Consider the following 25733-nt stretch of genomic DNA (forward strand, 5'->3'; position numbering starts at 1 on the left):
ACGCAAGTGATTTGGCGTATTTTAGCCTCGTTTGTTAATAACTTATTTTAATTGTTCATAAAACCATGATGTTTTTGTTGTTTTGTGTAATAGCCCGCCATTGTTGGAGTTAATACACTTTTGCGTCAGCGGTAAAGGACAATCCGTTTAAAAGTTCCGATGCAAGCATTTTTTTCTTTCCAGGAAATTGTAAGCTCAAGATTTGGATATAGCCATCAACTACTGCGATTTTCAATTCTTTTTTAGTACAAATAACACTTCCAAGCTCGATGGCATGCGATTCGATAATGGGAGTCGCCGCATATATTTTCACATTCCATTCTTCATTTTTATCTGAAAAGTGGCACCAAGCTCCTGGATAGGGGCTAAGTCCTCTTATGGTATTATGAATTTGTCCCGCTGATAGTGACCAATCGATTTTACAGTTCTCCTTATCGAGCTTATAGGCAGTTTTGGTATCGGGATTCTCGCTTTGAACAGTAAGGTTGACTTTGTTCTCTTCTATTAGAGTTAAAGTTTCAACAACAGTAGTGCTACCCAGTTCCATTAATCGATCGTGTAATTGACCAGCATCTTCCGTAGGGTCAATGGGAGTAGTTGCGTTCATAATCATGGCGCCGGTATCTATTTTATCATCTATAAAAAAGGTAGTTACGCCAGTTTCTGTTTCTCCATTGATAATAGCCCAGTTAATTGGTGCGGCTCCTCTATAATTAGGTAATAATGAGGCATGCAAATTAAAAGTCCCTAGCTCAGGCATGTCCCACACTACTTTAGGCAACATCCTAAATGCGACTACCACTTGTAAATTAGCATTTAATGCTTTTAAAGTTGCTAAAAAAGTCTCGTCTTTTAAGTTGGTGGGTTGCAATAGGTTTAAATTATTAGCTAATGCGTATTCTTTTACTGCTGAGTATTTGATTTTTTGACCTCTACCGGCAGGTTTATCTGCTGCTGTGATAACACCCACAACTTCGTAGTTATTTTTAATTATACTATCTAGGATAGCTACCGCAAATTCCGGTGTGCCCATGAAAACAATTCGTAATTTATTCATTATTTCTTAAGTGTGTATTTATTGTTATTTTGTACCGTTATTTGTTCGTTTTCCAAAAGCTGTTGTATACCCAATATAATTTCATCTTGATTGTAATGTAATTTGTCTTGAATCTCTCTTGAGTTTAGATCTTCTGTTTCTAAGATACTTAAAATTTGTGAGAGGACGCTTTTGCTATTGTTTTTTGTTTTTTTGGATGTAATACAAAAGGAGCAAATACCACAATTTTCAGTTGTTTTTTCGCCAAAATATTCCAGAATTAGTCTGCTGCGGCATGTTGATTTATCGTTCACATACTGTATTACGGACCGCAGTTGTGCTATTTTTAATTGATTTTGATTCTCCAAAAATTTTGAAACTCTATTAATGGTTCGATCATCTTCTCGAATTTCATTAAATAGGAGTTTGGTATCATTGTTTTTAGCGTGATAATCGATAATATTTTTCTCTTTTAGTTTAAGGAGCAAAGCATGTACCTGACTTTCGGTATGATTCGACTTCTTAGCAATAAGCGATGCGTTAAATACCGTTTGTGCCTCATAAATCCCAGGATAAGTTCGCAATATGACTACTATTATTTCAGCATCGTGTGGATTTAAGCTGGTATACCGAATTACTTCTTTAGAGGGTATAATGAATTGTAAACTTATCTTTTCCGAAAACTCTTGAGAAAGTGTTATGATTCCCTGCCGATCTAAAAACTGAATGGCGTTGTATGTTTTTAAAACAGGAAAATTATATTTGGAACAAAAAGAGTTTAAGTTTAAAAAAAACTGTTCATCTATCCCTTCACCGTACGCAATTTGGAAAAAATTACACAGTTTGATGTACATTTCCTTTATGAATTTTTTATCAGGTAGCACATTGATAAATTGGCTTTCTGCCTGCAAACTGTCTGACGGACTGTGTAAAAGTACAGCAAATGCTTTTTCATCATTTCTTCCTGCGCGACCGGCTTCTTGATAATAGTTTTCGATATTTTCAGGAAATTGGATGTGAATAACCGTTTTTACAGTCGCCTTATCGATTCCCATTCCAAATGCATTAGTAGCAACGATAACCTGTGCTTGGTCTTGCATCCAAAGCTGCATGTTTTTATCTTTTTCTTTGGAGCTAAGGCCGCCATGGTAATAGGTAGCTTTGAAGCCGAGCTGTTGCAATTGAGATGAAATTTCAAGACACGATTTTCTGTTTCGGACGTATATGATCGACGATTGTGGATTTTTTTTTAAAATTTGAGTTATTCTGTGCAGTTTATCTTCGACTTCAAAAACCATGTAAGCAATATTTTTTCTTGCAAATGATTTTTTAAAAAATTGTGGTTTCTCTAAACCTAATTGCAAAACAATATCTTCCTTAACTCTTTCCGTGGCTGTCGCAGTGAGTGCTAAAAATGGAATCTTAGGAAAATGTTCTTTAAGTTGTGATATTTTTAAATAGGCTGGTCTAAAATCATGTCCCCATTGGGATACGCAGTGCGCTTCGTCAATTGCAATGAGGTTGATTGGAAGTGTTTTAATACGATCTAAAATCCAATCTGATTGTAAACGCTCCGGCGACAAATAAAGGAATTTGAAATTACCATACTGGCAGTTATCTAGTAGGTCAATTATTTCATCTTGCCAAATTCCGCCTGTCAATGCAATGGCTTTGATGTTTCGCTGCTGCAAATTAGCAACTTGATCTTTCATTAAGGCTACTAAGGGCGATATGACTAAGCAAATTCCTTCTTTCATCATGGCGGGAACTTGAAAACAAATTGATTTTCCGCCGCCTGTAGGCATCAAGGCAAAAGTATCTTGGCCACTTACAACAGCATCAATGATGTCTTCCTGCAGTGATCTAAAAGAATCGTGCTTCCAGTATTTTTGTAGAATTTGTAACGCCTCAGACATTCTTTTTTAATTTGAATTACAAATTTGTAACTAAAATTTCTTTGGACGTAACCGTGTCAACAAAGTGTTTAGCTTGAAATTTTGTCTAAGATAAAAAGAATTCGGTTTTCAATGGTATCTTTTGGAACTTCTATTAAATCATACTCATACCCTTTGTAGGTTTCGATCAAATGATTTTGAATCAATTTAGCTTGTTCGTAGTTTTCGTAACGCGCTTCATCGCTCACATAAATTTCTTCCCATGGTGGTAAGATAAATATTTTACTGTACCGGTATTCTCGACAAATAGCGTCGAATGATGCAGGGTAGCTATCGCCAATGTAGTGCATGTAAGCAAGCACATCAGGAATTCCTCGGTCAATAAAAACCACATTATGTGGTTCTTTTTGAGCATCTAAGAATTGTTTTTTTCTTCCTTCGAGTAAAAGCTCGCTAAAAAGCAGCGGTTTTTCAAGGAACAATTGTTCGATTCCTTGTTTCTTTGCTTCTAAAGTTACCTCTCTTGAAATCTCAGGATAACAGCAAAATCCTTTTGCTATTAAACCATCAATTAAAGTACTTTTACCAGTTCCGGGACCTCCTATAATAATAATGACTTCTTTTTGCACGATTTGGAAATAAGGCGCAAAAGTACTCAAACTAATTGGAAATCGAAATATTGAACCGAATAAAATTGGTTTTATTAAAATTTATAATCCATAATTCATAATTTGCGTTTGAAACCGTATCTTTGCTTTAATTTTAATTAAAAAATGGATAAGAAGACGGAAGAATTTTATGATAGATTGAAGGTAGAATTAGATAATAGTAATTCTTGGCCTGCTTTGTATTTGTTTAAATTTATAGTTCCAACTACAACGGAAAATGTAGAAATAGTAGAAGCAGCCTTCAATAGTATGGGTGCTGTTATCAAAACTACAAAGTCTAAAACGGGTAAATTTACAAGTATATCTATTGATGTTCAAATGAAAAGTTCTCAAGCTATTGTTGAGAAATATCAGGAAGTTTCTACAATTGAAGGTATCGTATCTCTTTAATATTTGAATAATTCTAGGATGCTAAACCAGCTAGTAGTTGGTGGCAAATTAGTTGTGCTCAAATGCCTCAAAATAAATCAAAGATGAATTCAAAGTATACAAAAGAAGTTGCTAATGATGTTGTACATCATTTAGAATACAATGCCGAGAGATCGCATTTAATCATTCCGGAGTATGGTCGTCATTTGCAAAAGCTGATTGACCAAGCTACTATCATAGCCGATAGTGAAGAGCGAAACAAAGCCGCAAAGTACATTATTCAAGTAATGGGGAACCTAAATCCACATTTACGTGATGTTTTGGACTTTCAGCATAAGTTATGGGATCAACTTTTTATTATGTCTGATTTTAAATTGCAGGTCGACTCCCCATATCCAATTCCTTCAAGAGAGGTATTACAATTAAAACCAGATGTTTTAAATTACCCTCAAAATTTCCCTAAATACAGGTATTACGGAAACAATATTAAGTACATGATCGATGTAGCTAATAAATGGGATGATGGGGAAATGAAAAATGCCTTGGTAAAGGTAATTGCCAATCACATGAAAAAGTCCTATTTAAGTTGGAACAAAGATACCGTAAAGGATGATGTGATTTTTGAGCATCTTTATGAACTTTCAGATGGAAAGCTAGACTTGCGTCAAAGTACAGAAGAGCTAATAAATACGACTGATTTATTGCGAACCAATAAGCGAATTTCTAACAAAATAAGCCCAGCAGGTCAGCCAAAAATTCAAAGTAATAAAAACACTAAAACAGGTAAAACAAAGACCTACTCTAAAAATAACAATAACCAAAAATAGTTTTGAAATCGAATCATTTCGATTCCTACTAAAGCTGTTTTTGATTTACAAACTTATAACACTATTAATACGATAATATGGGAATTTTCAAAATAGAAGGAGGCATTCGTCTAAAAGGTGAAATCACTCCACAAGGAGCAAAAAATGAAGCATTACAAATTTTGTGTGCGGTACTTTTAACTCCTGAAAAAGTTATAATCAACAATATTCCAGATATTATTGATATCAATAAGTTAATTACACTTTTAGGAAATCTAGGTGTAAAAATTCAAAAAAATGGTCCTGGTTCGTATACCTTCCAAGCCGATGATGTAAATATAGGATACTTAGAGACAGAAGCTTTCAAGAAAGAAGGTGGTTCACTTCGTGGATCTATTATGATTGTCGGTCCTTTATTAGCTCGTTTTGGAAAAGGGTATATACCTAAGCCAGGTGGAGATAAAATTGGAAGAAGAAGACTAGATACCCACTTTGAAGGGTTTATCAATTTAGGAGCGAAATTTCGTTACAACAGAGAAGATCACTTTTATGGTGTTGAAGCTCAAAATGGTTTAGTAGGAACAGCTATGTTGCTAGATGAAGCCTCGGTTACCGGTACTGCTAATATTGTAATGGCTGCTGTTTTAGCCAAAGGAATTACAACCGTTTACAATGCGGCTTGTGAGCCTTATTTACAGCAATTATGCAAGATGTTAAATTCGATGGGAGCCAAGATAACTGGAGTTGGTTCTAATTTATTAACCATTGAAGGTGTCGAAAGTTTGGTAGGCTGTGAACACCGTATTTTACCAGATATGATTGAAATAGGTTCTTGGATTGGTTTAGCAGCGATGACAAGAAGTGAAATTACAATTAAAGATGTAAGTTGGGATAACCTAGGATTGATTCCCAATACTTTCAGAAAACTAGGGATTACTTTAGAACGAAAAGGAGACGATATCTATATTCCTGCTCATGAAGATGGGTATGAAATCAAAACGGATATTGATGGATCGATTTTAACTATCGCTGATGCGCCTTGGCCAGGATTTACTCCTGACTTATTAAGTATTGTTTTAGTTGTGGCAACACAGGCTAAAGGAGACGTGCTTATTCACCAAAAAATGTTTGAAAGTCGTCTTTTCTTTGTCGATAAATTAATTGACATGGGAGCTAAAATTATGTTATGTGATCCGCATAGAGCTGTAGTAATGGGACATAATTTCCAATCTCAGTTAAAAGCTACAACAATGTCTTCACCAGATATTCGCGCTGGAATTTCATTATTGATTGCTGCACTTTCAGGAAAAGGAACGAGTACAATTCAAAACATTGAACAAATTGATCGTGGATACGAAAGAATCGATGAGCGTTTGAGAGCTATTGGAGCGAAAATCGTTCGTGTTGAATAAATAGAAGGAGCAATAGAATGAGTAAAGAACAAGAAGCCGTCAAGGCAACTTACTTTAGTATAATAGGAAATACCTGTTTAGCTATCATAAAAGGCTTAGCAGGTTTTTTTGGCAATTCATATGCCCTAATTGCTGATGCAATAGAATCTACCACAGATATTTTTGCTTCGTTACTGGTTTTATTCGGAATTAAATATTCCAATAAACCAGCAGACGAGAATCATCCTTACGGTCATGGAAGGGCAGAGCCTTTGATAACATTTTTGGTAGTTGGTTTTTTAATTACTTCTGCCACAATTATTGCTTATGAAAGTATCGTTAATATTCAAAGACCGCATGATTTGCCAAAATCTTGGACTTTGTATCTATTGGCGATCATCATTTTATGGAAAGAATATTCGTTTCGATTGGTTATGAAAAAAAGTATCGAGACCAATAGTTCTTCCTTAAAAGCAGATGCTTGGCATCATCGATCCGATGCAATAACCTCAGTTGCTGCCTTCATTGGAATAGCAATTGCGTTGATAATGGGTAAGGGTTATGAGTCAGCTGATGATTGGGCGGCACTTTTTGCAGCAGTATTCATTTGTTATAACAGTTATAGGATATTTAGACCTGCTTTAGGGGAAATAATGGATGAGCATCTTTATGATGATTTGATTGTTTCCATAAGAAGGGTATCTTTAACAGTTGATGGAATTATTGATACTGAAAAATGTTTTATTCGGAAATCAGGAATGAAGTATCACGTAGATCTTCACGCTATTGTAAGTGCTACTATCACAGTCAAACAGGGACATCAGCTAGCACATGTATTGAAAGATACTTTGCAGATTAATATACCGCAGCTTGGACATATCTTAATCCACATAGAACCAGATGACGAGTAGTAAAGACGTATAGGTTCAAAGTGCTTTACTTATAATTAATGTGTAAAGGTCTAATGGTTTACTACAGAAATGAGGCAATTGCCAATTCGTAGCTTTTCATGCCAAATCCTAAAATAACACCTTTGGCATTGCCTGAAATATAGGATTGATGTCTAAAGCTTTCTCGAGAAAATGTATTGGAAATATGGACTTCTACGACTGGAGTAGTAATTGCTTTTACTGCGTCTCCAATTCCTATGGAGGTATGGGTATAAGCGCCAGCATTTAGTATGATGCCATCGTACGAAAAACCAACTTCTTGAATCTTATCGATTAACGCTCCTTCGATATTACTTTGAAAATATGAAAATGTTACCGTTGGATGCATGACTTGTAAAGTCGTAAAGTATTCCTCAAAAGTGATACTTCCGTAAATTTCTGGTTCTCTTTTTCCTAACAAATTCAGGTTGGGTCCGTTAATGATGCAAATTTTCATAGGTATCGTTTTTGTAAAAATAAAAAAACCGCTCCAATAATGAAGCGGTTTTTTCAAATTGTTTTTGTTTTTTAGAACATAATTCCAGCTGATACTTGAAAAGTTGAATTTTTCACATCAGCATTGCGAGAAGCTTCTGTTAAACCCAAACCGTATCGTGCTTGAATAAAAAGATTTTTAGTAACGTTTAAACCTAAACCTCCAACGGCTGCAAATTCGAATGTCTCTGGATCCTTAAAGTTCACATTGTTTCTTTCGCTCAAAAGAAATGATGCCTGTGGTCCTAAGTCCAAACTAATACTTTTGCTAAGGTAGATTTTAGCTAAAACTGGAATAGACAAATAGCCTAATTCATTTTTAAACTCATTTACTCCATTTTTGTAATTTGCTCCTTGAGTAGAGTACAAAAGCTCGGGTTGTATCGCAAAACCCTCTGTTAATTTTAGTTCTGCAACTAAACCAGCGTGGTAGCTTGTGATCGCTTCAGAGTCGTAATTACTTGAATTTACTGTAATACCAGTTCCGTTTTGGTTGGCATAATTAATACCTCCTTTGATTCCTAGTCGTACTGATTGTGCTTCGACATTTGGAGATAGTGCAATAAATGCTAGCGCTAATAAGATTACTTTTTTCATGATGAATATATTATGTAGGTTAATGTAATGCAAGGTAAAACTCTTTAGAGTGGATTTTATTATAAAATTATTAGATTTTATTGCAAAATTTTTGTTTGGCAACTAGCTCCGTAATTATTTTGACAAAAAGGTGATTTTTTTTTAGTTAACCGATATTTTATGTAAGATTAAACTGTGTTTACGTGATAAAAGAGCCATTTTTATAATATCACTAAATTTAGTGAGGAAGTTGTCTCTAATTGATTGCTTATGAGTTTCTTGGTTATGTTTGTTTAGATTTTATTTGTATTATTTTTATGATAAACCATATTGTTTTTTTTTGATTTTATAGGGTATTATTTATATTCGCAAAAAAATAAACAAAACATGAAAAAATTAATTTTTACAGCAATTGCTGTATTTGCTTTAGCTAATGGTTACGCTCAAAAAGAGGGTGGTTTTAGAGTAGGTTTGGATTTAGGATATACAGTACCATCTAATGGTGGTGGAGGTGTATTGTTTTCAATTGAACCAAAATACAACATCAAAGACAATATGAACGTTGGTTTACGTATTGGTGCAGCAGCAATGGCTCGTGACATCAATACCGATAACAATAATACAACCGCTAAAATTTCAGCTAATGGATCGTACGTAGGTACTTATGACTACTATTTCAACAATAGCGGATCGTCTTTCGTTCCTTATGTTGGGGGTGGTGCAGGTTACTATACGATAGCAAATTTAGAATTTGATGATAATACTAGCGCAAATAATACTAATCTTGATGCTACCGGAAAATTTGGTGGTCTTGTAAGAGGTGGTTTTGAGTGGGGTAAATTCAGAATGGGTTTAGAGTATAACTTAGTTCCTGAATCTACTTTGCAAGATATCAACGGAAATAGTAAAGGAAAAGTAGCTAACTCTTACTTAGGAATTCATTTAGGTTTCTACGTTGGTGGTGGTAAATGGGGGAAATAAAATCTACTCCTTTTAAAACTCAAACCTCTTCTTTCTAGAAGGGGTTTTTTTATGCTTAAAAATGGTTTACTTTGCAATATGAGTTGGAGTTCCTACATAAAAAGTTATCAATCCTATTTGAGGATAGAGCGTGGACTATCGAAGAATACCATAGAAAATTATTCTTTTGATATTGAACGGTTGTGTCTGTATCTTGAGCAAAATGGAATCTCGATTTCTCCTATAAAAATTGATGAAACCACTTTGCAACAGTTCATATATTCTGTCTCAAGCGAAGTAAATCCCCGTTCGCAAGCTCGAATTATTTCTGGACTAAAAAGTTTTTTTGGTTATCTTATTTTTGAGGATTATAGGAATGATAATCCACTCGAATTAATAGAATCACCTAAAACAGGGAGAAAGTTACCGGACACCTTAGCAATCGAGGAAATAGATGCGTTAATTGCAGCAATAGATTTAAGTTCCAATGAAGGAGAACGTAATCGCGCAATGCTCGAAACGCTTTATGGCTGTGGGCTGCGAGTTTCAGAATTGGTTGCTTTGAAAATTTCAGATTTATTTTTTGACGAAGGATTTATTAAAATTACCGGTAAAGGGAACAAGCAACGTTTTGTTCCAATTGGTGGTTTAGCAAAAAAATACATACTGCTCTATAAGGATACCATTAGGATTCACAGGCCAATAAAAAAAGAATATGGAGATACTTTATTTTTGAATAGAAGAGGAGGGCAGTTGACGCGTGCTATGATTTTTACGATAATCAAGGATCTTTCGGTAAAAGTCAACTTGAATAAAACAATCAGTCCACATACATTTCGGCATTCCTTTGCAACGCATCTTTTAGAAAATGGAGCTGACCTACGTTCGATACAACTAATGTTAGGTCATGAATCTATAACTACAACAGAGATCTATTTACATCTCGACAGAAAGTATTTATCAGAGGTAATCAATAATTTTCATCCTAGAAAGAGTTAAAAGTACTAAATAGTTGTCATCGTTCAACCTTAGCTATTTTAGCTGGGATAGTTGTATAAATAAAAAGACCGATTGAATTTCGATTCAATCGGTCTTTTTTGATTCCTTTTAGGTTCAAAGGATTGTCCAAAGATTACTTAGCGATATTAACCGCTCTCGTTTCTCTAATAACGGTTACTTTCACTTGACCTGGATATGTCATCTCCGTTTGTATTTTTTGAGAGATTTCAAATGATAAAGTAGAAGCATTATCATCAGATACTTTTTCACTCTCTACAATAACACGTAATTCTCTACCTGCTTGAATAGCATAGGCATTTTTTACTCCTGTAAATCCGTAAGCTACTTCTTCAAGGTCTTTCAAACGCTGTATGTAAGAATCCAATACTTGTCTTCTTGCTCCTGGTCTTGCTCCTGAGATTGCATCACAAACCTGAATGATTGGAGATAGTAATGATTTCATTTCAATCTCGTCGTGGTGTGCTCCAATTGCGTTACATACCTCTTCTTTTTCACCGTATTTCTCTGCCCATTGCATTCCTAAAAGTGCGTGTGGTAAATCACTTTCGGCATCTGGTACTTTTCCAATATCGTGAAGTAATCCTGCTCTTTTCGCTAATTTAACGTTCAAGCCAAGTTCCGCCGCCATGATACCACATAGTTTAGATACTTCACGTGAGTGTTGTAATAAATTTTGTCCATAAGATGAACGGTACTTCATACGTCCTACCACTTTGATTAACTCTGGGTGTAAACCATGAATTCCTAAGTCAATAACGGTACGTTTACCTACTTCAATAATTTCATCATCAATTTGTTTGGCAGTTTTAGCAACTACTTCTTCAATTCGTGCAGGGTGAATACGTCCGTCTGTTACTAATTTATGCAATGCTAAACGAGCAATTTCTCTACGAACTGGGTCAAAACAAGATAAGATAATCGCTTCTGGTGTATCGTCAACAATGATTTCAACTCCTGTTGCAGCCTCTAGAGCTCTAATGTTTCTACCTTCACGACCAATGATTCTACCTTTTACATCATCCGATTCAATGTTAAATACCGATACACAGTTTTCTACTGCTTCTTCTGTACCAACTCTTTGGATTGTATTGATGATGATTTTTTTAGCCTCTTGTTGTGCTGTTAACTTAGCCTCTTCAATTGTATCTTGAATATGAGACATGGCTTTAGACTTCGCTTCTGCTTTTAGTCCTTCTACTAATTGTTCTTTAGCGTCTTCAGCAGATAAGCCTGAAATCACCTCTAATTGTTGCAGTTGACTTTTGTGCATTTTTTCAACTTCAGCCTGTTTTTTATCTAAGTTTTCAATCTTAGCTGTGAACTCCGCCGATTTACTTTCGAAATCGTCATTGACTTTCTTCGCTTTTGAGAGTTCATTGGAAATTTGTGATTCCTTATCTCTTATTCTTTTTTCAACTTCTGCTACTTTTTTATCTCTAGCAAGAATCACCTGCTCGTGCTCTGATTTTAATTCAATAAACTTTTCTTTAGCTTGAAGAATTTTATCCTTTTTTATATTTTCTGCTTCTAAATTGGCATCCTTTAAGATAGATGCAGCCTCTTTTTTAGCATTTTTAATTAAGTTTGAGATATTACTTTTTTCTATGATTTTTGCGATTCCAAAGCCCGCTGCAATACCTATTATTGCTGAAATAACGATCGTTAATATGTCCATGTTTGTTAAAATTTATAAATAAAAAAGCCTACATTAATTGCTTGAATAAACTCGAAAAGACAAGTTTTGAGCTAACTCGTTGTTCAAGCTTCCAAACTGAATTGGCTTGCTATAGTAACGATGATTCGCTCATTCTAATTTGTTAGTGTTGAGTTTACCAATTGTGAACTAATGTAGGCAGTATCTTAGTTTCTGTTAAGAACGTTTAATTGTCAAGATATTGGTCAAGGAGTGCATTGATTTTTTTAATTCTTTCAATCGTTTCATCTCCGTTAATTGCATTATCAATTTGTTTTTGCTCTGATTGTGATGCAAATTGCAACGCGCACATGGCTAGAACATCTTGTTTGTCGCGAACAGCATAATTTTCTTCAAATTGCTTCATCATCACATCAATTTTTTTCGAAGCGCTTCGTAAGCCTTCTTCTTGATTGAGTTCTACCGTTAGTGGGTATACTCGGTCTGCAATTGATATTTTAATTTTAAGCTTTTCGTCCATGTCTATACTAATCTGATAACTGTGCAATACAGTAATCAATTTCCCGAATTAATGAATTTATTTTAAGCTTTGTATCTCTTTTGTTTTCTTCACTGCCTAGTAGCGAACTAGCAATTTTAAGTGTCTCATATTGCGCTTTTAACGCCTCAATCTCATTCGTTTGAGCTTGTATGATTTGTGCAGATTTAGTTAATTCGATCTTTAATCCTTGATTGTTTTGTTCTAAATTTTTTATTTTCAGAATAAGTTTTACAACTTTATTTTCAAGAGTATCAATTATTTCTGCAATTACACTCATTATTCTTCCTAATTCATTACTTAATATTACAAATTTAGTATTAGTTTTTATTATTACAATATTTTATTCGTTTTTTTATTTTAAAATCAGCAATTAGTTGTACCGTAATGCATTAGGAATTCTGCTTGTTTTTGTAAATTAGTATGGATTAGTTTTTTTACCTTAGCGAAAATGTATGTGATGAAATTTTTATCTTTTTTTCTGCTTTATGCTTGTTTTTCAGTTGCTCAAACCCAATACCCGCAAGACTACTTTGGTTTTCCATTGGATGTGCCTATGCAGTTATCTGGTAATTTTGGGGAACTAAGGCCCAATCATTTTCATGCAGGATTTGATTTTAAAACTTTACAGCGTGAAGGTTTGAAAGTGTATGCGGTAGCTGATGGTTATGTTTCAAGAATTAAGATTTCTACTTTCGGAAACGGAAAAGCCATTTACATTACGCATCCTAATGGATACACCTCTGTTTATTGTCATTTGCAAAATGCCCAAGGCCCAATTGATGATTACATCAAAAAAGCACAATATAAGGAGCAGTCTTTTGAAATCGAGCTATTTCCTAAAGCAACTGATTTAGTGGTGAAAAAGGGCGAAATTATTGGACTTTCGGGAAATACAGGTTCTTCAGAAGGGCCGCACTTGCATTTTGAGTTTCGTGATAGCAAAACCGAAAAAATCATTAACCCTATGCTATTTGGTTATGACAAAAACATGACCGACACTAAAAAACCCACAGTTTCGGCTATTTATGTCTATCCATTGGGTAACAATACAGTAGTTAATAAGTCCAAGCGTCCCTTGTTATTAAGTCTGGTTTTGCAAAAAGATGGTTCGTACTTAGCCAATAAAGTGGCTGCGAATGGTCAAATTGGTTTTGGTGTCACGGCAGTAGATTACGATAATGTGTCCTTTAATAAAAATGGTGTTTATAAAGTACAGGCCTTTTTGAACGGTAAACTCAATTTTGGATATCAGTTTGATACCTATTCATTCGATGATATGCGCTATATAAATGCCTTGGTAGATTATCCGACCTACAGAAAGACGTACCAAAGAGTTCAGAAGTTATTTATGACTAACCCTTATAAGTTGAGTATTCTTAAAACTGATGAATCCAACGGCGTTATAAATGTAGTACCTAATTTGTCTTCGGTTTATCGAATTGAAGTTTCTGATTTTTACGGTAATAAAACAACAGTTTCAGTTCCTATAAGTTTTGATTTAACTACGCCGGTTGTGGCTAAGGAAGTTGTGGAATCTAACTATTTTGTCAAAGTAAATAAGGATAATATTTTTAGTAAAAATAACATGTCGGTTTTTTTTCCAGCAGGAACTTTTTATGAGAATTTTGAAATGAATTTTGATGTCAAAGGAGATACTTTATTTTTGCACGATGATACCGTTCCTGTACACAGTTATTTTACGGTAACTATTGAAGATGATAAATATACAGCTGCGCAAAAAGAAAAGATGTACATTGCTGATATTGATAAGTCTGGCAGAAAAGGTTACAATGCGACCACAATCAAAGGAAATGTTTTTTCGACAAGAACACGATCGTTAGGGAAATATACACTAGCGTCAGATACAGTAGCGCCTTCCGTGACCATTTCTAATTCAATTGAAAATAAATGGATTAGTTCCCAAAAAACACTTCAATTTACAATAAGTGATTCTGGGTCCGGTATAAAAAGCTATAATGGCTATTTAAACGGAAAATGGATTTTGTTTGAACATGATAGTAAAACAAAAAAAATCACGCACAACTTTAGCGATGGTATTGTTGCTGAAGGAGCTAATGATTTAAAAGTAATTGTAACGGATAATGTAGGGAATTCAACTACCTTTGAAACGCATTTTTTCCGAAGCCAAAAATAAATATAATTGAGAGATAGCTTGAGCCTTAAAAATAATTTTTTTGTATTGATCTTTATGCTACTTAGTGTGGTTTCCGTTGCTCAAACTGCGCGAGTTAAGGGAGTTGTTTTAGATAGTAACAACCGTCCTGTGCGCGCCGTCAACGTCTCTTGTAACTTAATGAACGTGACCACTAACGAAAACGGTTTTTACAGTATCTCTATCCCGTCTAACCAAAAAGCGCTTGTTGTTTTTACCCATGTTTCTCTAAAAAAAGCTACAGTTAGCGTTTTGCTCAAAGCAAATGAAGACTATGAGTTTAATTTAGTTATGAATGAACAGGCGGAGCAAATGGGAGAAATTATTGTTACTTCCAATAATAAAAAACAAGTGCAAGGATTGATCACAATAGATCCTGTATTGATTAGAAAAATTCCTGGAGCCAATGCAGGAGTCGAAAATATCTTAAGAACCTTTGCCGGAGTTAATGCTAATAATGAGTTGAGTACGCAGTACGCTGTGCGTGGTGGTAATTACGACGAGAATTTAGTCTATGTGAACGAAATCGAAATTTACCGTCCTTTCTTAATTCGTTCGGGTCAACAAGAAGGGCTTAGTTTTACGAATACTGATTTAGTGCAGAATGTAGATTTTTCTGCGGGTGGTTTTCAGGCTAAGTTTGGGGATAAGTTATCTTCTGTTTTGGATATTACCTATCGCAACCCAACTCAATTTGGCGCTACGGTTGAAGCAAGTTTTCTCGGCGGAAGCCTATCCATGGATGCCATTTCCAAAAATAAAAAGTGGTCAGCGATTACGGGTGTTCGATATAGAAATAATAGTCTCTTGGTAAATAGTCAAGATACCCAGACTAATTTCACACCTTCTTTTGTCGATGTACAAACCAATATAAATTACCAAGCATCGGCAAAATGGCAATGGAGCTTTTTAGGAAATATTTCGCAAAATAAATATGATTATGCGCCATTGACTCGTGTAACGAAATTTGGGACAATAGATAAACCAATGGCTCTATCCGTTTTTTACGAAGGACAAGAAAAAGACAAGTACAATACCTATTTTGGAGCATTAAAAACGACTTTCAAAGTCTCCGATATTTTTACATTGAAATTTATTGGTTCGGTTTTTCACACCTTGGAACAAGAGTATTTTGATATATTGGCGCAATATCGTTTAGGAGATGTTGACGTCACTATTGGATCACAAACCTATGGTGATGTTTCTTTTACAAAAGGAATTGGCTCTCAATTCAATCATGCCCGAAACGATTTAGATGCTTTGATTGTGAATTCAGAAGTAAAAGGATTTTTAGATTGGAAGAAAAATGCCATCGAATGGGGCATTAAATATACGCGCGAATCCATAAGAGATCGATTAATCGAATATGAGGTGATTGACTCTGCTGGATTCTCTATCAATCCTCCACGTATAGATTTGCCTAAAAAAGACGAGCCGTATACTATTTACGAAGGTCCGTTAGTGCCTTATCAATCAGTACGAGCTAAAAATTTCAATACAATCAATCGATTTTCAGGCTACGCACAGTGGAGCCGACGCGACAAGCTAGGAGCTGCAGAGGTGTGGTACAATGCAGGTGTGCGAGTTCATAATTGGGAAGTATCAGGTGGTTCCATCGTAGGTAAATCGCAATTTACAATTAGTCCGAGAGCACAAATAGCAGTAAAACCCGATTGGGAAGCAGATATGGTTTTTAGGGTTTCAGGAGGACTATACCATCAGCCTCCTTTTTATCGCGAATTACGGGATGCCTCCGGTCAAGTGCAACCTAATGTGAAAGCACAACAATCCATACACTTTGTACTGGGGAATGATTATAGTTTTAAAATTTGGGACCGCCCTTTTAAATTGGTTTCTGAGTTGTATTACAAATCACTTACGGACGTCAATACCTATACAATTGATAATGTCAGAATTCGATATGCTGCCTCTAATGTAGCCAAGGCTTACGCTCAAGGTTTGGATTTACGTCTTAACGGAGAATTTGTTCCGGGTACAGAGTCGTGGTTTAGTTTTGGATATTTAAAGACAGAAGAAAATAGTGCTGACCAAGGTTACATCGCCCGACCAACAGATCAACGATTGAAATTTGGAATTTTGTTTCAAGATTACATGCCTAATATTCCTTCGATGAAAGTCTATTTGAATTTGGTTTACAATACAGGTGTTCCTGGTGGTTCTCCTGCCTATGCTAATCCGTATTTGTACCAAAATAGGTTGAATGACTACCGTAGAGTAGATGTTGGTTTTTCGAAGGTGTTAATTGATAACACTACTGGTCTCAACAAGAAAAGATGGTTGGGTAACTGCAAAGAGCTAGCCATAGGATTAGAAATTTTCAATCTTTTTAACAATCAAAATGCCATTACCAACACCTGGGTTCGTGATGTGTATTCTAAAAATGAATATGCAATTCCCAATTATATGACCCGTCGCGTGTTTAACATCAAGTTAAATGCGAGACTGTAAAAATAAAGTTGCTTTTTTTAGTTGGAGTGGCTAATTTGGGTCATAAATTAATCTAAAAAAAAGAAATCGTTTTTAAAATTGATTACATTTGAAATTATTTAAATATTAGTTGCCATGAAGAAATTACATATAGCCATATTGAGTACTGCAGTTTTACTATTAGTGAGTTGCAAGGAGGAAATAGAAAAGCCTAAAGTAATTTATGATGCAGCCAATAAAGCGAAGTCGCTTTCCAAAATTGATTCTACACAAGTCGCAATTTCTGATTTGCCTATTCAAATGGAGGGAACGGATTATTTAATTCATCCCGTAGGCGATCTACGCGTTTATGAAAAAGGGTCAAAATCAAGATACGGTTCCTCTAGTGTTATTGATTTGAGTTTCACGATTTCGAATTATGGTGAGAATGAAATAACAGGTTATTTGCAAAATTTAAAATTTCAAAAAACAGACTCGGATTCGATCCATGCGTTAACCGATAAACCCGCTTTGATTTTGACGGCTACTTATCTTGCTACAGTTTCTGATCGAATAAAAAGACAAATTATGGTGTACACCATGTACGATGTAGATACGAATAGAGACGGAAAATTGGACACGAGTGATATCAAATCATTGTACCTGAGTGATATTAGTGGAAAGAACTTCATGAAAATATCGGCTGATTACCAAGAATTAATCGACTGGAATTTAATGGAGTCTAAAGGGCGTTTGTATTTTAGAACAGTAGAAGACACTAACAAAAACGGACAATTTGATAAAAATGACGTGGTGCATTACAACTATGTTAACCTTGCGGCTAGTGATTGGAAGGTTTCTAATTACGAACCCATTTAGGAATTAACATGATAGTGATTTACTAGGAGGCTATCTTTTTTACCACTTACTCTTATTTCTTAAATTAGGATATCACTTTCTAGATCAGACTTATCGATTGTAAAATCAAATCCTAATTGCTCCACGAGCTGAATTACCAAGTTTTTATACCAATTCTCTGATTTGGGATGAATGTAAATGCGCTCGATCAATTGATTGATGTCTACATTTATTTTTAAACCATCGTTTAAAGTGATTTTACTATCTGCTACATCAGTAATGATTCTTACTTCGCGCTCGTATTGAAAACTTTTTCGTTTGAATAAGAAAGGAAAAAACATGTCGTCAAACGGAATGTATTCTTTTTTATAGTCTATATAATTAACCTCTCCAATATATTGCTTGTAATTAACTTCGGGCGCTACCGCTTGCTGCAATCGTCCGATGGTAGATTGAATGGCTAATCCTTCACTGTTTTGCGTAAATATTTGCCACATGGCAAATGATTCGTATTCGTTGATATGCCAGCTGCTAATAGCTACTTTTTCGCGGTGTGTTTTATAGTATTTCAGGAAGTCAGGATTATCTGCTGATAGCTTTTTTATTTCTTCAAATGTGGGCTCGCTAAAAGTGCCTTCGTATTGATCTTCAAATTTATCGGACCGCGACATAAATAATTTTTTAGACATCAATAAATCTAAAAACTTAGATAGGTCCAAGTATTTCCAAATTATGGTATCTGGATCAGTTGGTAGTTTGATATTTGTATTATTAACGTACATAACAAGTTAGGATTACTTTTATATTTTGGAAAAAAATGTGCCGTAAAGTTCCTTAATTCAAATCAATAATTGAGTTTCTAGCACTTCTTTTTGCAAAGATAATTTTTAATTTCCTTTTTCTTGTAGGGATATCGTAAGCCAATAGCCTCATTCCAATGGTCTGAATCAAATAGTATAGATGATTTTTTTTACTTTTTTTGTACTTTTCGTATCGTCCTACTAATAAATACACCTCCAATTAAACCGGGTAAGCTCCAAGCAAGTATGGGTGGTAAAAAAGTGTTGTTTACCACTAAAAAAGCAGTAAAAGCGGCGATATACGCTCCGGTCATTCTGCCGATATGATTTTTTAGCCCATACATTGGATCGGTCACTTTTCCGGTATATGCTTTGTATTCCGTGTGGAGCAATCGAATGCTTATCGCTGCAAAAAGAAAAAACACAACTGCAAAAGGTTCTTTTGCTAAGGCATATTTACATCCAATATATACAAAGATCAGCGATGCCATCAGCATGAATATACTTAAAATCGTATCAGTAAACGTTGGCTTTTGCCCTTGATGTACCTGCTTTAATCGTATCATACGATATCCGGATACTGATAGATAAATGGTGAAAACACCTACTACGAATAAAAACAAATTAGGGTGTACATAGGATAAATAAAAAGCACATAGACCGGTGCTGATCATGGAGATCGTAAAAACCTTGCCTAGATTTTTGTGTAAACGATCGCCTTTTTTACGAATCAAAATAAAGGTTCCAAGTAGCAGACCTGTCGTTCCAAAAAGAATATGAAGGCCTAAGATTATTTTGAAAAGCATAGTTATTGGTATTAAATTAAAAAGGTTGAGTAAATATATTCCATATCACTCAACCTTTAAATAAAATACTACTGAACTGTTATTTTTTACTACTCAATTGTACTTGTATTAATTTTACTCCAGCGATTGCATGGTAACTAATTTGTTGTAGGTTCCTTGTAGCGCAATTAGTTCTTCATGCGTTCCTTTTTCTACAATTGTTCCTTTTTGCATTACAATAATAACATCTGCTTTTTGAATTGTAGAGAGTCTATGAGCAATTACAATTGAAGTGCGATTTTGCATCATGTTTTCTAATGCAACTTGTACGAATTTCTCACTTTCGGTATCTAAGGCTGATGTCGCCTCATCTAAAATCATAATTGGTGGGTTTTTCAAAACGGCTCTTGCAATCGATAAACGTTGTTTTTGCCCGCCTGAAAGTTTATTTCCGCTATCACCAATGTTAGTATAAATACCTTTTGGTAAATCTTTAACGAACTCATAAGCATTAGCAATTTTTAGCGCAGCAATAATTTCTTCGTCGCTAGCGTCTAGTTTTCCTAATGCAATGTTAGCTTTTATAGTATCATTAAATAAAATACTGTCTTGGGTAACAAGTCCCATCAAACCACGCAAGGATTGGAGATTGAGGTCTTTTATGTTTTGACCGTCTATTGCCACTGTTCCTTCTTGTACATCATAAAAACGAGTTAATAAGTTAGCGATAGTGCTTTTTCCACTACCGGACTGGCCGACTAATGCAATGGTTTGTCCTTTTTTTACTTCTAATGAAAAATCTTTTAAAACGTTTTCCTCCTCGTATTTAAAATTGATGTTTTTGATGCTTATGGTCGATTCAAAATCGGTTTTGTTGATAGCATCGACTTTAGATGTGATTGGATTTTGTTGGTCTAAGATTTCCAAAACACGCTCTGCAGCGGCATTACCTCTTTTTACGCTATAGGATGCTTTAGATATTGATTTTGCTGGTGTAAGGATGTTGTAAGCTAATCCCATATAGGCGATAAACGAAGCTCCGTTTAAGGTTTTTTCGATTAAAACCATACTTCCTCCGTACCACAATAAAATGGCTATAACCATAATTCCCATAAATTCGCTAGTAGGTGAAGCTAGGTTTTGACGGTTTCCAATACTGTTAGATAGTTTAAAAAAACGTTGGGTCGATTCTTGAAACAAGGTGTTAAAATAGTTTTCAGAGTTGTATCCTTTTACCACTTTTAATCCACCTAATGTTTCCTCGATTGTAGATAAAAAGATACCTTGTTCTTCTTGCGCTTTAGTTGATTGTTTTTTAAGTTGTTTCCCAATTAATGATATGATGTAGCCCGAAACTGGAATGAATATAAAAACGAAAAGCGTAAGTTTTACACTAATTGTAAGCATCGCAATAATGGTAAAGATTATCGTTAGAGGTTCTTTTACAACTAGTTCAAGTATGGATAAAAAAGAAGTTTGTACTTCATTCACATCAGCGGATATTCGTGCAATAACGTCTCCTTTTCTTTTTTCTGAGAAATAAGCTAAAGGTAGTTCTAATGTTTTCTTGTACATCGCATTTCGCATGTCTCTTAAGATACCGTTTCGTAAAAAAGTAATGAAAAACATAGCTAGATAGTCACTTACATTTTTCAATAAAAAGATAGTGATGATTAAGGCCACCATTACAGATAGTGTATAGCCCACGCCATAAGTGTCAGTGGCATTGGTGATGAAAAAGCTAATATAATTTTCTACATACTCTTTTAGCTGCCAAACTTCAGTGTAAACAGGCTCTACTGTATTCCTTTTTGTTTGATCAAATAATACCTGCATCATAGGAATTAAGGACATGAAGGAAAGTGTACTAAAGAATGCGTACAAAACATTAAAAAAGATGTTTAAATAGGCGTACTTTTTATACGGAACAATAAAGGAGAATATTCTTTTAAAATTATTCATGGTATAGTAGTATTAAGACCTGACAGTTTTATAAAAACGGTCGGGTCTTGTGATTTAGTAACTGTTTTACAGTTTTTAATTCAATTGCATTGAAGCAATGATGTTTTTTATTTTTTCGTCTAAAATTTCTTGTACTTCTACAAAATCTTCAACTGCCTCAAGAGTCGTATTCACACTAATGTAAAATTTGATCTTTGGTTCAGTACCACTTGGTCTAGCACATATTTTTGAGCCATCTTCCGTATAGTAAATCAATACATTCGACTTCGGGATTGCCATCTCAGACTCTGATCCGTCCAATAAGTTTTTAGCGATCGATGATTGATAATCTTCGACCATAATCACACGTTGGTCATTAATTTCTTGCAATGGGTTCTCGCGTAAGTCAATCATCATTTGGCTAATTTGCTGTAAGCCTTCCATTCCTTTTTTAGTAATCGAAACCAAATGTTCTTTGTAAAAACCATTATCAACGTACAACTTAACTAGTTCTTTGTAAACGGTGCTTCCATTGGCTTTAGCCTGGGCAGCAATCTCGCAAACTAGCAATGTAGCCGCAACAGCATCCTTGTCACGCACGGCATCGCCTACCATGTAACCAAAGCTTTCCTCGCCACCACCTATAAAGTCTAGCTCAGGGAAATCTTTAATCATTTTTGCAATCCATTTAAAGCCGGTCAAGCCTATTTTACATTCTACTTCGTAATTAGTTGCTAATTCCATCATCATAGGAGTTGATACAATCGTTGATCCTATGAATTGGGTACCGTTAATTTTACCCGCTTTTTTCCATTGTTCTAGTAAAAAGGCAGTCATCAAAACCATCGTTTGATTTCCGTTCAACAATGTCATTTTTCCATTATTGTCACGAACCGCTATTCCTAGACGGTCACAATCAGGATCCGTTCCCACTACAATATCAGCATTTGTTTTTTCGGCTAACGCTAGTGCCATTGTCAAGGCTTCAGGTTCTTCTGGATTTGGTGATTTTACCGTAGGGAAATCTCCGTTTGGTACCGCTTGCTCTTCTACGACTTGAAATTGAGTGTAGCCAGCGCGCTTAAATGTTTCTGGTACAATCGTAATCGATGTTCCATGTAAGGAAGTGAATACAATGTTCAAATCTTCTTTTGCGGCAGCAGGAGTATTAAAACTAGCATTTTCGATAGTAGATGCAATAAATGCTTCATCAATATCCGTATCTATGTATTTGATTAAATCTTCGTTAGCATCAAACCTAATTTGATTGTAATTTAAATTTTCAATCACATCAATAATCCCTTTGTCTTCCGGCGGAACGATTTGTCCACCATCTTGCCAGTACACTTTGTATCCGTTGTATTCCGGTGGGTTGTGTGAAGCTGTTAATACGATTCCGCATTGGCATCCTAAATGCTTTACAGCAAATGATAATTCGGGAGTAGGTCGTAAGTCAGAGAATAAATACACTTGGATTCCATTAGCCGAGAAAACATCAGCTACCACTTTAGCGAGTGACTTACTGTTGTGACGACAATCGAATGCAATTACGGCTTTCAAAGGTTGGTTAGGAAACGAACTGTGCAAATAATCGCTCAGTCCTTGTGTGCTTTTTCCCAGTGTATATTTGTTGATGCGATTGTTTCCTACGCCCATAACACCGCGCATTCCACCCGTTCCAAACTCTAAATTTTTGTAAAAACTCTCCTCTAATTCAGTAGGTGAGCCTGCGATTAAAGCTTTAACGGCTTCTTGTGTCTCAGCATCGAACGACGGTGTTAGCCATTCATTTACTGCGTCTAAAATGTTTTGTTTGATATCCATTTTATGTGTTTTTTATATTTTTAAGGAGCTAATCCTGCTATTCGTTTCAATCTTTTACGGGGAGAAAAATCCCCATAAAAGGATTTTCACTGCTATCAGGGCTAGGGCCTATTATATGTTGACTTCTTTTGCAATTTTATAACGCTCTTCATTATTTTTAGTTCTCAAGATTATTTCGCCTAAAAATCCAGCTAGAAATAATTGAGTTCCTAAAACCATGGTAGTTAAGGCAATGTAAAACCAAGGGTTGTCAGTAACTAAACTGTAACGCATATTGTTGTACATATGGTACAGCTTGGCAACGCCTATGTAAGCTGCGGATAAAAACCCAATGATGAACATTAGCGATCCCATTGCACCAAATAAGTGCATCGGTCTTTTTCCAAATCGGGATAAAAACCAAATTGTAATTAAATCGAGAAAACCGTTGATGAAACGTTCCATTCCAAATTTGGTTTCACCGTATTTTCTAGCTTGGTGTTGTACTACTTTTTCGCCTATTTTTCCAAAACCAGCATTTTTTGCTAATACAGGAATATAACGGTGCATCTCGCCCGAAACTTCTACGTTTTTAACAACAATATTCTTGTATGCTTTCAACCCACAGTTGAAATCATTTAATTGCACTCCTGAAGTTTTTCTGGCAGCCCAATTAAATAATTTAGACGGAATGTTTTTAGCAACTACGGAGTCGTAACGTTTCTTTTTCCAGCCCGATACTAAGTCATAATTTTCGCTAGTAATCATAGCATATAAACCCGGAATTTCTTCCGGGCTATCTTGTAAGTCAGCATCCATTGTAATGATCACATCACCTTGTGCTTTAGCAAATCCTGCGTGTAATGCTTGCGATTTACCAAAGTTTCTCATGAAACGTATTCCCTTAACATTGCTGTTTTCACTAGCAAATTGTTCAATAATAGCCCAAGAGTTATCTGAGCTACCATCGTCCAAAAAGAGGATTTCATAGGTGTAATTATTGGCTTGCATCACTTTTATGATCCAAGTGTAAAGTTCTTGAAGTGATTCTTCTTCGTTAAGAAGTGGTATTAAAATGGATAAGTTCATTGACTTTTATTCTTGCGTTGAAGGTCTGCTTTTGAAAAAAGCAGCCATAATGAGGCCAAAGATACTAACAAAAATGATATTTGTTAAAAGTCCTTTCAGTAATCCTAGTACAGAGAACTGATTGTTTTCTTGTAAGTCTTTAATTGCAGTGTTAATTGTTTCAGCAGGAGCATTGAATTTCTCCATAGTAGTAACCATGTATTTTATCGTTAACTCCTTGATAGTGTCTTGAGCACCAGGATCTACTACGTTAAATAAAAGCATGCTAAAACCTACAGAAAGGATCAGACCAATTACACCAGAAATGAAGTAGGTTGTAAATGCTTCTTTAAAGGTGAAAACGCCATTTAGTTCTTTTTTAGTTTTTGAAAGTAAAACGATAGCGATTATGATGTAAATAGCTATGTTGATTAAACCCAGCCACCAAGCAGTGAATAAATTCAAGTCAATAACATAAATGGCTGTCGTTACTAGAATTGAAAAAAGCCCTGTTAGGACACCAAAAGTAATTCCGTTTTTTTTAATAGTTTCGTTGATCATTGGTTAGTTTTTTTAAATTAGATTACAAATATAACAATTCATCTTACATAAGGTGGATTTCAGTTGCTTTTGAGATTTATTAAAAAAAATGAAACAAAGATTTGATTATTGAATTTTTATTGTAAATTTGCATCCTCAAAATAACAGTGTTAAAACAAAAAGTTATAGTGAATTTATACCTTTCCCTTCAATAAGGAAAGCCGCAAAAGGAGTTATAACCAAACAAATAAAAAAGAATTACAAGATGAAAAAAGGTGTACACCCAGAAAATTACAGATTAGTTGCATTTAAAGACATGTCGAATGAAGATGTTTTTATCACCAAATCTACTGCTGAAACTAAAGAGACAATTACAGTTGACGGTGTTGAATACCCAGTTGTAAAAATGGAGATCTCTAGAACTTCTCACCCTTTTTACACAGGTAAAAACAAACTTATCGATACTGCTGGACGTATTGATAAATTCAAAACTAAATACGCAAAACATATTAAATAATTTTAATTTGTTTTCAATATACAGGAAGCCTCGCGATTTGCGAGGCTTTTTTTATGGAGTAAAATGTAATTTGTTTTTAAGTGTACTTTAATTGATTAGTCAACTGTTTTTATCTAAAGGTCTTCGACAAGCTCAGACGGACAACTGTAGTGATGCTGTTGTTTGAAGTTTAGAACGATGACTTGCGGTGTGATTTTTTTAGTATTCTCAAATTGGTAGTCTACTGTTTTTATCTAAAGGCCTTCGACAAGCTCAGACGGACAGCTGTAGTGATGTTGTTGTTTATAGTTGAGGTCGATGACTAGTGGGGTGATTTTAAGTGTGGCAAAATGTATGTTTTGCTTTAGCGGTTGCTTTATTAGTTGGCCACGGGTCTTCGACAAGCTCAGACGGACAAGCTCAGACGGACAAGCTCAGACGGACAGCTGTAGTGATGTTGTTGTTTATAGTTGAGGTCGATGACTTGTGGTGTGATTTTTTA

The 25733-nt window shown here is 35.1% G+C and carries 24 protein-coding genes and 1 other RNA gene; 10 read left to right on the forward strand and 15 right to left on the reverse strand.

Features of this window, described 5'->3' with window-relative positions; genetic code table 11:
- Window positions 1–109 precede the first annotated feature (109 nt).
- The 3 genes from fmt to ACZ2G0_RS07580 form a co-directional block, all read right to left on the reverse strand.
- On the reverse strand, window positions 110–1057 hold the full coding sequence (fmt, locus tag ACZ2G0_RS07570; protein WP_470309719.1) for a methionyl-tRNA formyltransferase: 948 nt from the start codon (window positions 1055–1057) through the stop codon (window positions 110–112).
- Window positions 1057–2952: a RecQ family ATP-dependent DNA helicase gene (locus ACZ2G0_RS07575; protein WP_470309720.1), complete on the reverse strand. Its 1896-nt coding sequence runs from the start codon at window positions 2950–2952 to the stop codon at window positions 1057–1059. Before ACZ2G0_RS07575 ends, fmt begins: the two co-directional genes overlap by 1 nt.
- Window positions 2953–3020: 68 nt before the next feature.
- Complete coding sequence (locus ACZ2G0_RS07580) at window positions 3021–3560, reverse strand: AAA family ATPase (protein ID WP_300287768.1); 540 nt, start codon at window positions 3558–3560, stop codon at window positions 3021–3023.
- A 144-nt stretch (window positions 3561–3704) separates the two neighbouring features.
- Between ACZ2G0_RS07580 and ACZ2G0_RS07585 the strand changes: the two genes are divergently transcribed.
- From ACZ2G0_RS07585 to ACZ2G0_RS07600, 4 genes are all read left to right on the forward strand, one after another.
- Entirely contained in the window at window positions 3705–3989 is a 285-nt protein-coding gene (locus ACZ2G0_RS07585) for a DUF493 family protein (protein ID WP_470309721.1), read from the forward strand.
- Between the two features lie 83 nt (window positions 3990–4072).
- Window positions 4073–4795 carry a DUF4290 domain-containing protein gene (locus ACZ2G0_RS07590; protein WP_470309722.1) on the forward strand — a complete coding sequence of 241 codons (723 nt, stop codon included), beginning with the start codon at window positions 4073–4075 and terminating at the stop codon, window positions 4793–4795.
- A gap of 77 nt (window positions 4796–4872) precedes the next feature.
- Window positions 4873–6186, forward strand: a complete 1314-nt coding sequence (gene murA, locus ACZ2G0_RS07595; protein WP_470309723.1) for a UDP-N-acetylglucosamine 1-carboxyvinyltransferase — start codon at window positions 4873–4875, stop codon at window positions 6184–6186.
- A gap of 17 nt (window positions 6187–6203) precedes the next feature.
- Window positions 6204–7076, forward strand: coding sequence for a cation diffusion facilitator family transporter (locus ACZ2G0_RS07600; protein WP_470309724.1), 873 nt, complete (start codon window positions 6204–6206; stop codon window positions 7074–7076).
- A 61-nt stretch (window positions 7077–7137) separates the two neighbouring features.
- Here ACZ2G0_RS07600 and aroQ read toward each other — a convergent pair whose 3' ends face one another.
- On the reverse strand, window positions 7138–7551 hold the full coding sequence (aroQ, locus tag ACZ2G0_RS07605) for a type II 3-dehydroquinate dehydratase (RefSeq protein ID WP_470309725.1): 414 nt from the start codon (window positions 7549–7551) through the stop codon (window positions 7138–7140).
- A 71-nt stretch (window positions 7552–7622) separates the two neighbouring features.
- Window positions 7623–8186, reverse strand: coding sequence for a porin family protein (locus ACZ2G0_RS07610; RefSeq protein WP_470309726.1), 564 nt, complete (start codon window positions 8184–8186; stop codon window positions 7623–7625).
- A gap of 366 nt (window positions 8187–8552) precedes the next feature.
- On the opposite strand from ACZ2G0_RS07610, the gene ACZ2G0_RS07615 reads away from it, so the two are divergent.
- Window positions 8553–9146, forward strand: a complete 594-nt coding sequence (locus ACZ2G0_RS07615; RefSeq protein ID WP_470309727.1) for an outer membrane beta-barrel protein — start codon at window positions 8553–8555, stop codon at window positions 9144–9146.
- Between the two features lie 78 nt (window positions 9147–9224).
- The gene (locus ACZ2G0_RS07620; RefSeq protein ID WP_470309832.1) at window positions 9225–10124 is read left to right on the forward strand and encodes a site-specific tyrosine recombinase; all 900 of its coding nucleotides are present in this window, start codon (window positions 9225–9227) and stop codon (window positions 10122–10124) included.
- Between the two features lie 133 nt (window positions 10125–10257).
- Here the strand turns inward: ACZ2G0_RS07620 and rny are convergent, their stop codons facing one another.
- From rny to ACZ2G0_RS07640, 4 genes are all read right to left on the reverse strand, one after another.
- Window positions 10258–11820: a ribonuclease Y gene (gene rny, locus ACZ2G0_RS07625; protein ID WP_470309728.1), complete on the reverse strand. Its 1563-nt coding sequence runs from the start codon at window positions 11818–11820 to the stop codon at window positions 10258–10260.
- 47 nt (window positions 11821–11867) lie between these two features.
- A non-coding RNA gene (ssrS, locus tag ACZ2G0_RS07630) (6S RNA) lies at window positions 11868–11974 on the reverse strand.
- A 51-nt stretch (window positions 11975–12025) separates the two neighbouring features.
- Window positions 12026–12319, reverse strand: coding sequence for a cell division protein ZapA (locus tag ACZ2G0_RS07635; RefSeq protein WP_300287495.1), 294 nt, complete (start codon window positions 12317–12319; stop codon window positions 12026–12028).
- A gap of 7 nt (window positions 12320–12326) precedes the next feature.
- Window positions 12327–12617: a hypothetical protein gene (locus tag ACZ2G0_RS07640; RefSeq protein WP_470309729.1), complete on the reverse strand. Its 291-nt coding sequence runs from the start codon at window positions 12615–12617 to the stop codon at window positions 12327–12329.
- 180 nt (window positions 12618–12797) lie between these two features.
- Here ACZ2G0_RS07640 and ACZ2G0_RS07645 point away from each other — a divergent pair, with 180 nt between their 5' ends.
- The 3 genes from ACZ2G0_RS07645 (at window position 12798) to ACZ2G0_RS07655 (ending at window position 17819) form a co-directional block, all read left to right on the forward strand.
- Complete coding sequence (locus ACZ2G0_RS07645) at window positions 12798–14495, forward strand: M23 family metallopeptidase (RefSeq protein ID WP_470309730.1); 1698 nt, start codon at window positions 12798–12800, stop codon at window positions 14493–14495.
- A gap of 54 nt (window positions 14496–14549) precedes the next feature.
- Window positions 14550–16982 carry a TonB-dependent receptor gene (locus tag ACZ2G0_RS07650; protein ID WP_470309833.1) on the forward strand — a complete coding sequence of 811 codons (2433 nt, stop codon included), beginning with the start codon at window positions 14550–14552 and terminating at the stop codon, window positions 16980–16982.
- Window positions 16983–17096: 114 nt separating this feature from the next.
- Window positions 17097–17819, forward strand: a complete 723-nt coding sequence (locus ACZ2G0_RS07655) for a hypothetical protein (protein WP_470309731.1) — start codon at window positions 17097–17099, stop codon at window positions 17817–17819.
- A gap of 59 nt (window positions 17820–17878) precedes the next feature.
- On the opposite strand, the gene ACZ2G0_RS07660 is transcribed toward ACZ2G0_RS07655, so the two are convergent.
- The 6 genes from ACZ2G0_RS07660 to ACZ2G0_RS07685 form a co-directional block, all read right to left on the reverse strand.
- Window positions 17879–18580 carry a hypothetical protein gene (locus tag ACZ2G0_RS07660; RefSeq protein ID WP_300287485.1) on the reverse strand — a complete coding sequence of 234 codons (702 nt, stop codon included), beginning with the start codon at window positions 18578–18580 and terminating at the stop codon, window positions 17879–17881.
- Between the two features lie 188 nt (window positions 18581–18768).
- On the reverse strand, window positions 18769–19404 hold the full coding sequence (locus ACZ2G0_RS07665) for a DUF2306 domain-containing protein (RefSeq protein ID WP_470309733.1): 636 nt from the start codon (window positions 19402–19404) through the stop codon (window positions 18769–18771).
- A gap of 114 nt (window positions 19405–19518) precedes the next feature.
- On the reverse strand, window positions 19519–21345 hold the full coding sequence (locus ACZ2G0_RS07670; RefSeq protein ID WP_470309734.1) for an ABC transporter ATP-binding protein: 1827 nt from the start codon (window positions 21343–21345) through the stop codon (window positions 19519–19521).
- Between the two features lie 75 nt (window positions 21346–21420).
- The gene (locus ACZ2G0_RS07675) at window positions 21421–23148 is read right to left on the reverse strand and encodes a phospho-sugar mutase (protein ID WP_470309735.1); all 1728 of its coding nucleotides are present in this window, start codon (window positions 23146–23148) and stop codon (window positions 21421–21423) included.
- 111 nt (window positions 23149–23259) lie between these two features.
- Entirely contained in the window at window positions 23260–24216 is a 957-nt protein-coding gene (locus tag ACZ2G0_RS07680) for a glycosyltransferase family 2 protein (protein WP_470309736.1), read from the reverse strand.
- A 6-nt stretch (window positions 24217–24222) separates the two neighbouring features.
- On the reverse strand, window positions 24223–24756 hold the full coding sequence (locus tag ACZ2G0_RS07685; RefSeq protein ID WP_470309737.1) for a DUF4199 domain-containing protein: 534 nt from the start codon (window positions 24754–24756) through the stop codon (window positions 24223–24225).
- A 244-nt stretch (window positions 24757–25000) separates the two neighbouring features.
- Here ACZ2G0_RS07685 and ACZ2G0_RS07690 point away from each other — a divergent pair, with 244 nt between their 5' ends.
- Window positions 25001–25252, forward strand: coding sequence for a type B 50S ribosomal protein L31 (locus ACZ2G0_RS07690; RefSeq protein WP_470309738.1), 252 nt, complete (start codon window positions 25001–25003; stop codon window positions 25250–25252).
- Window positions 25253–25733 lie beyond the last annotated feature (481 nt).

The organism is Flavobacterium sp. KKT103 (assembly GCF_055640565.1).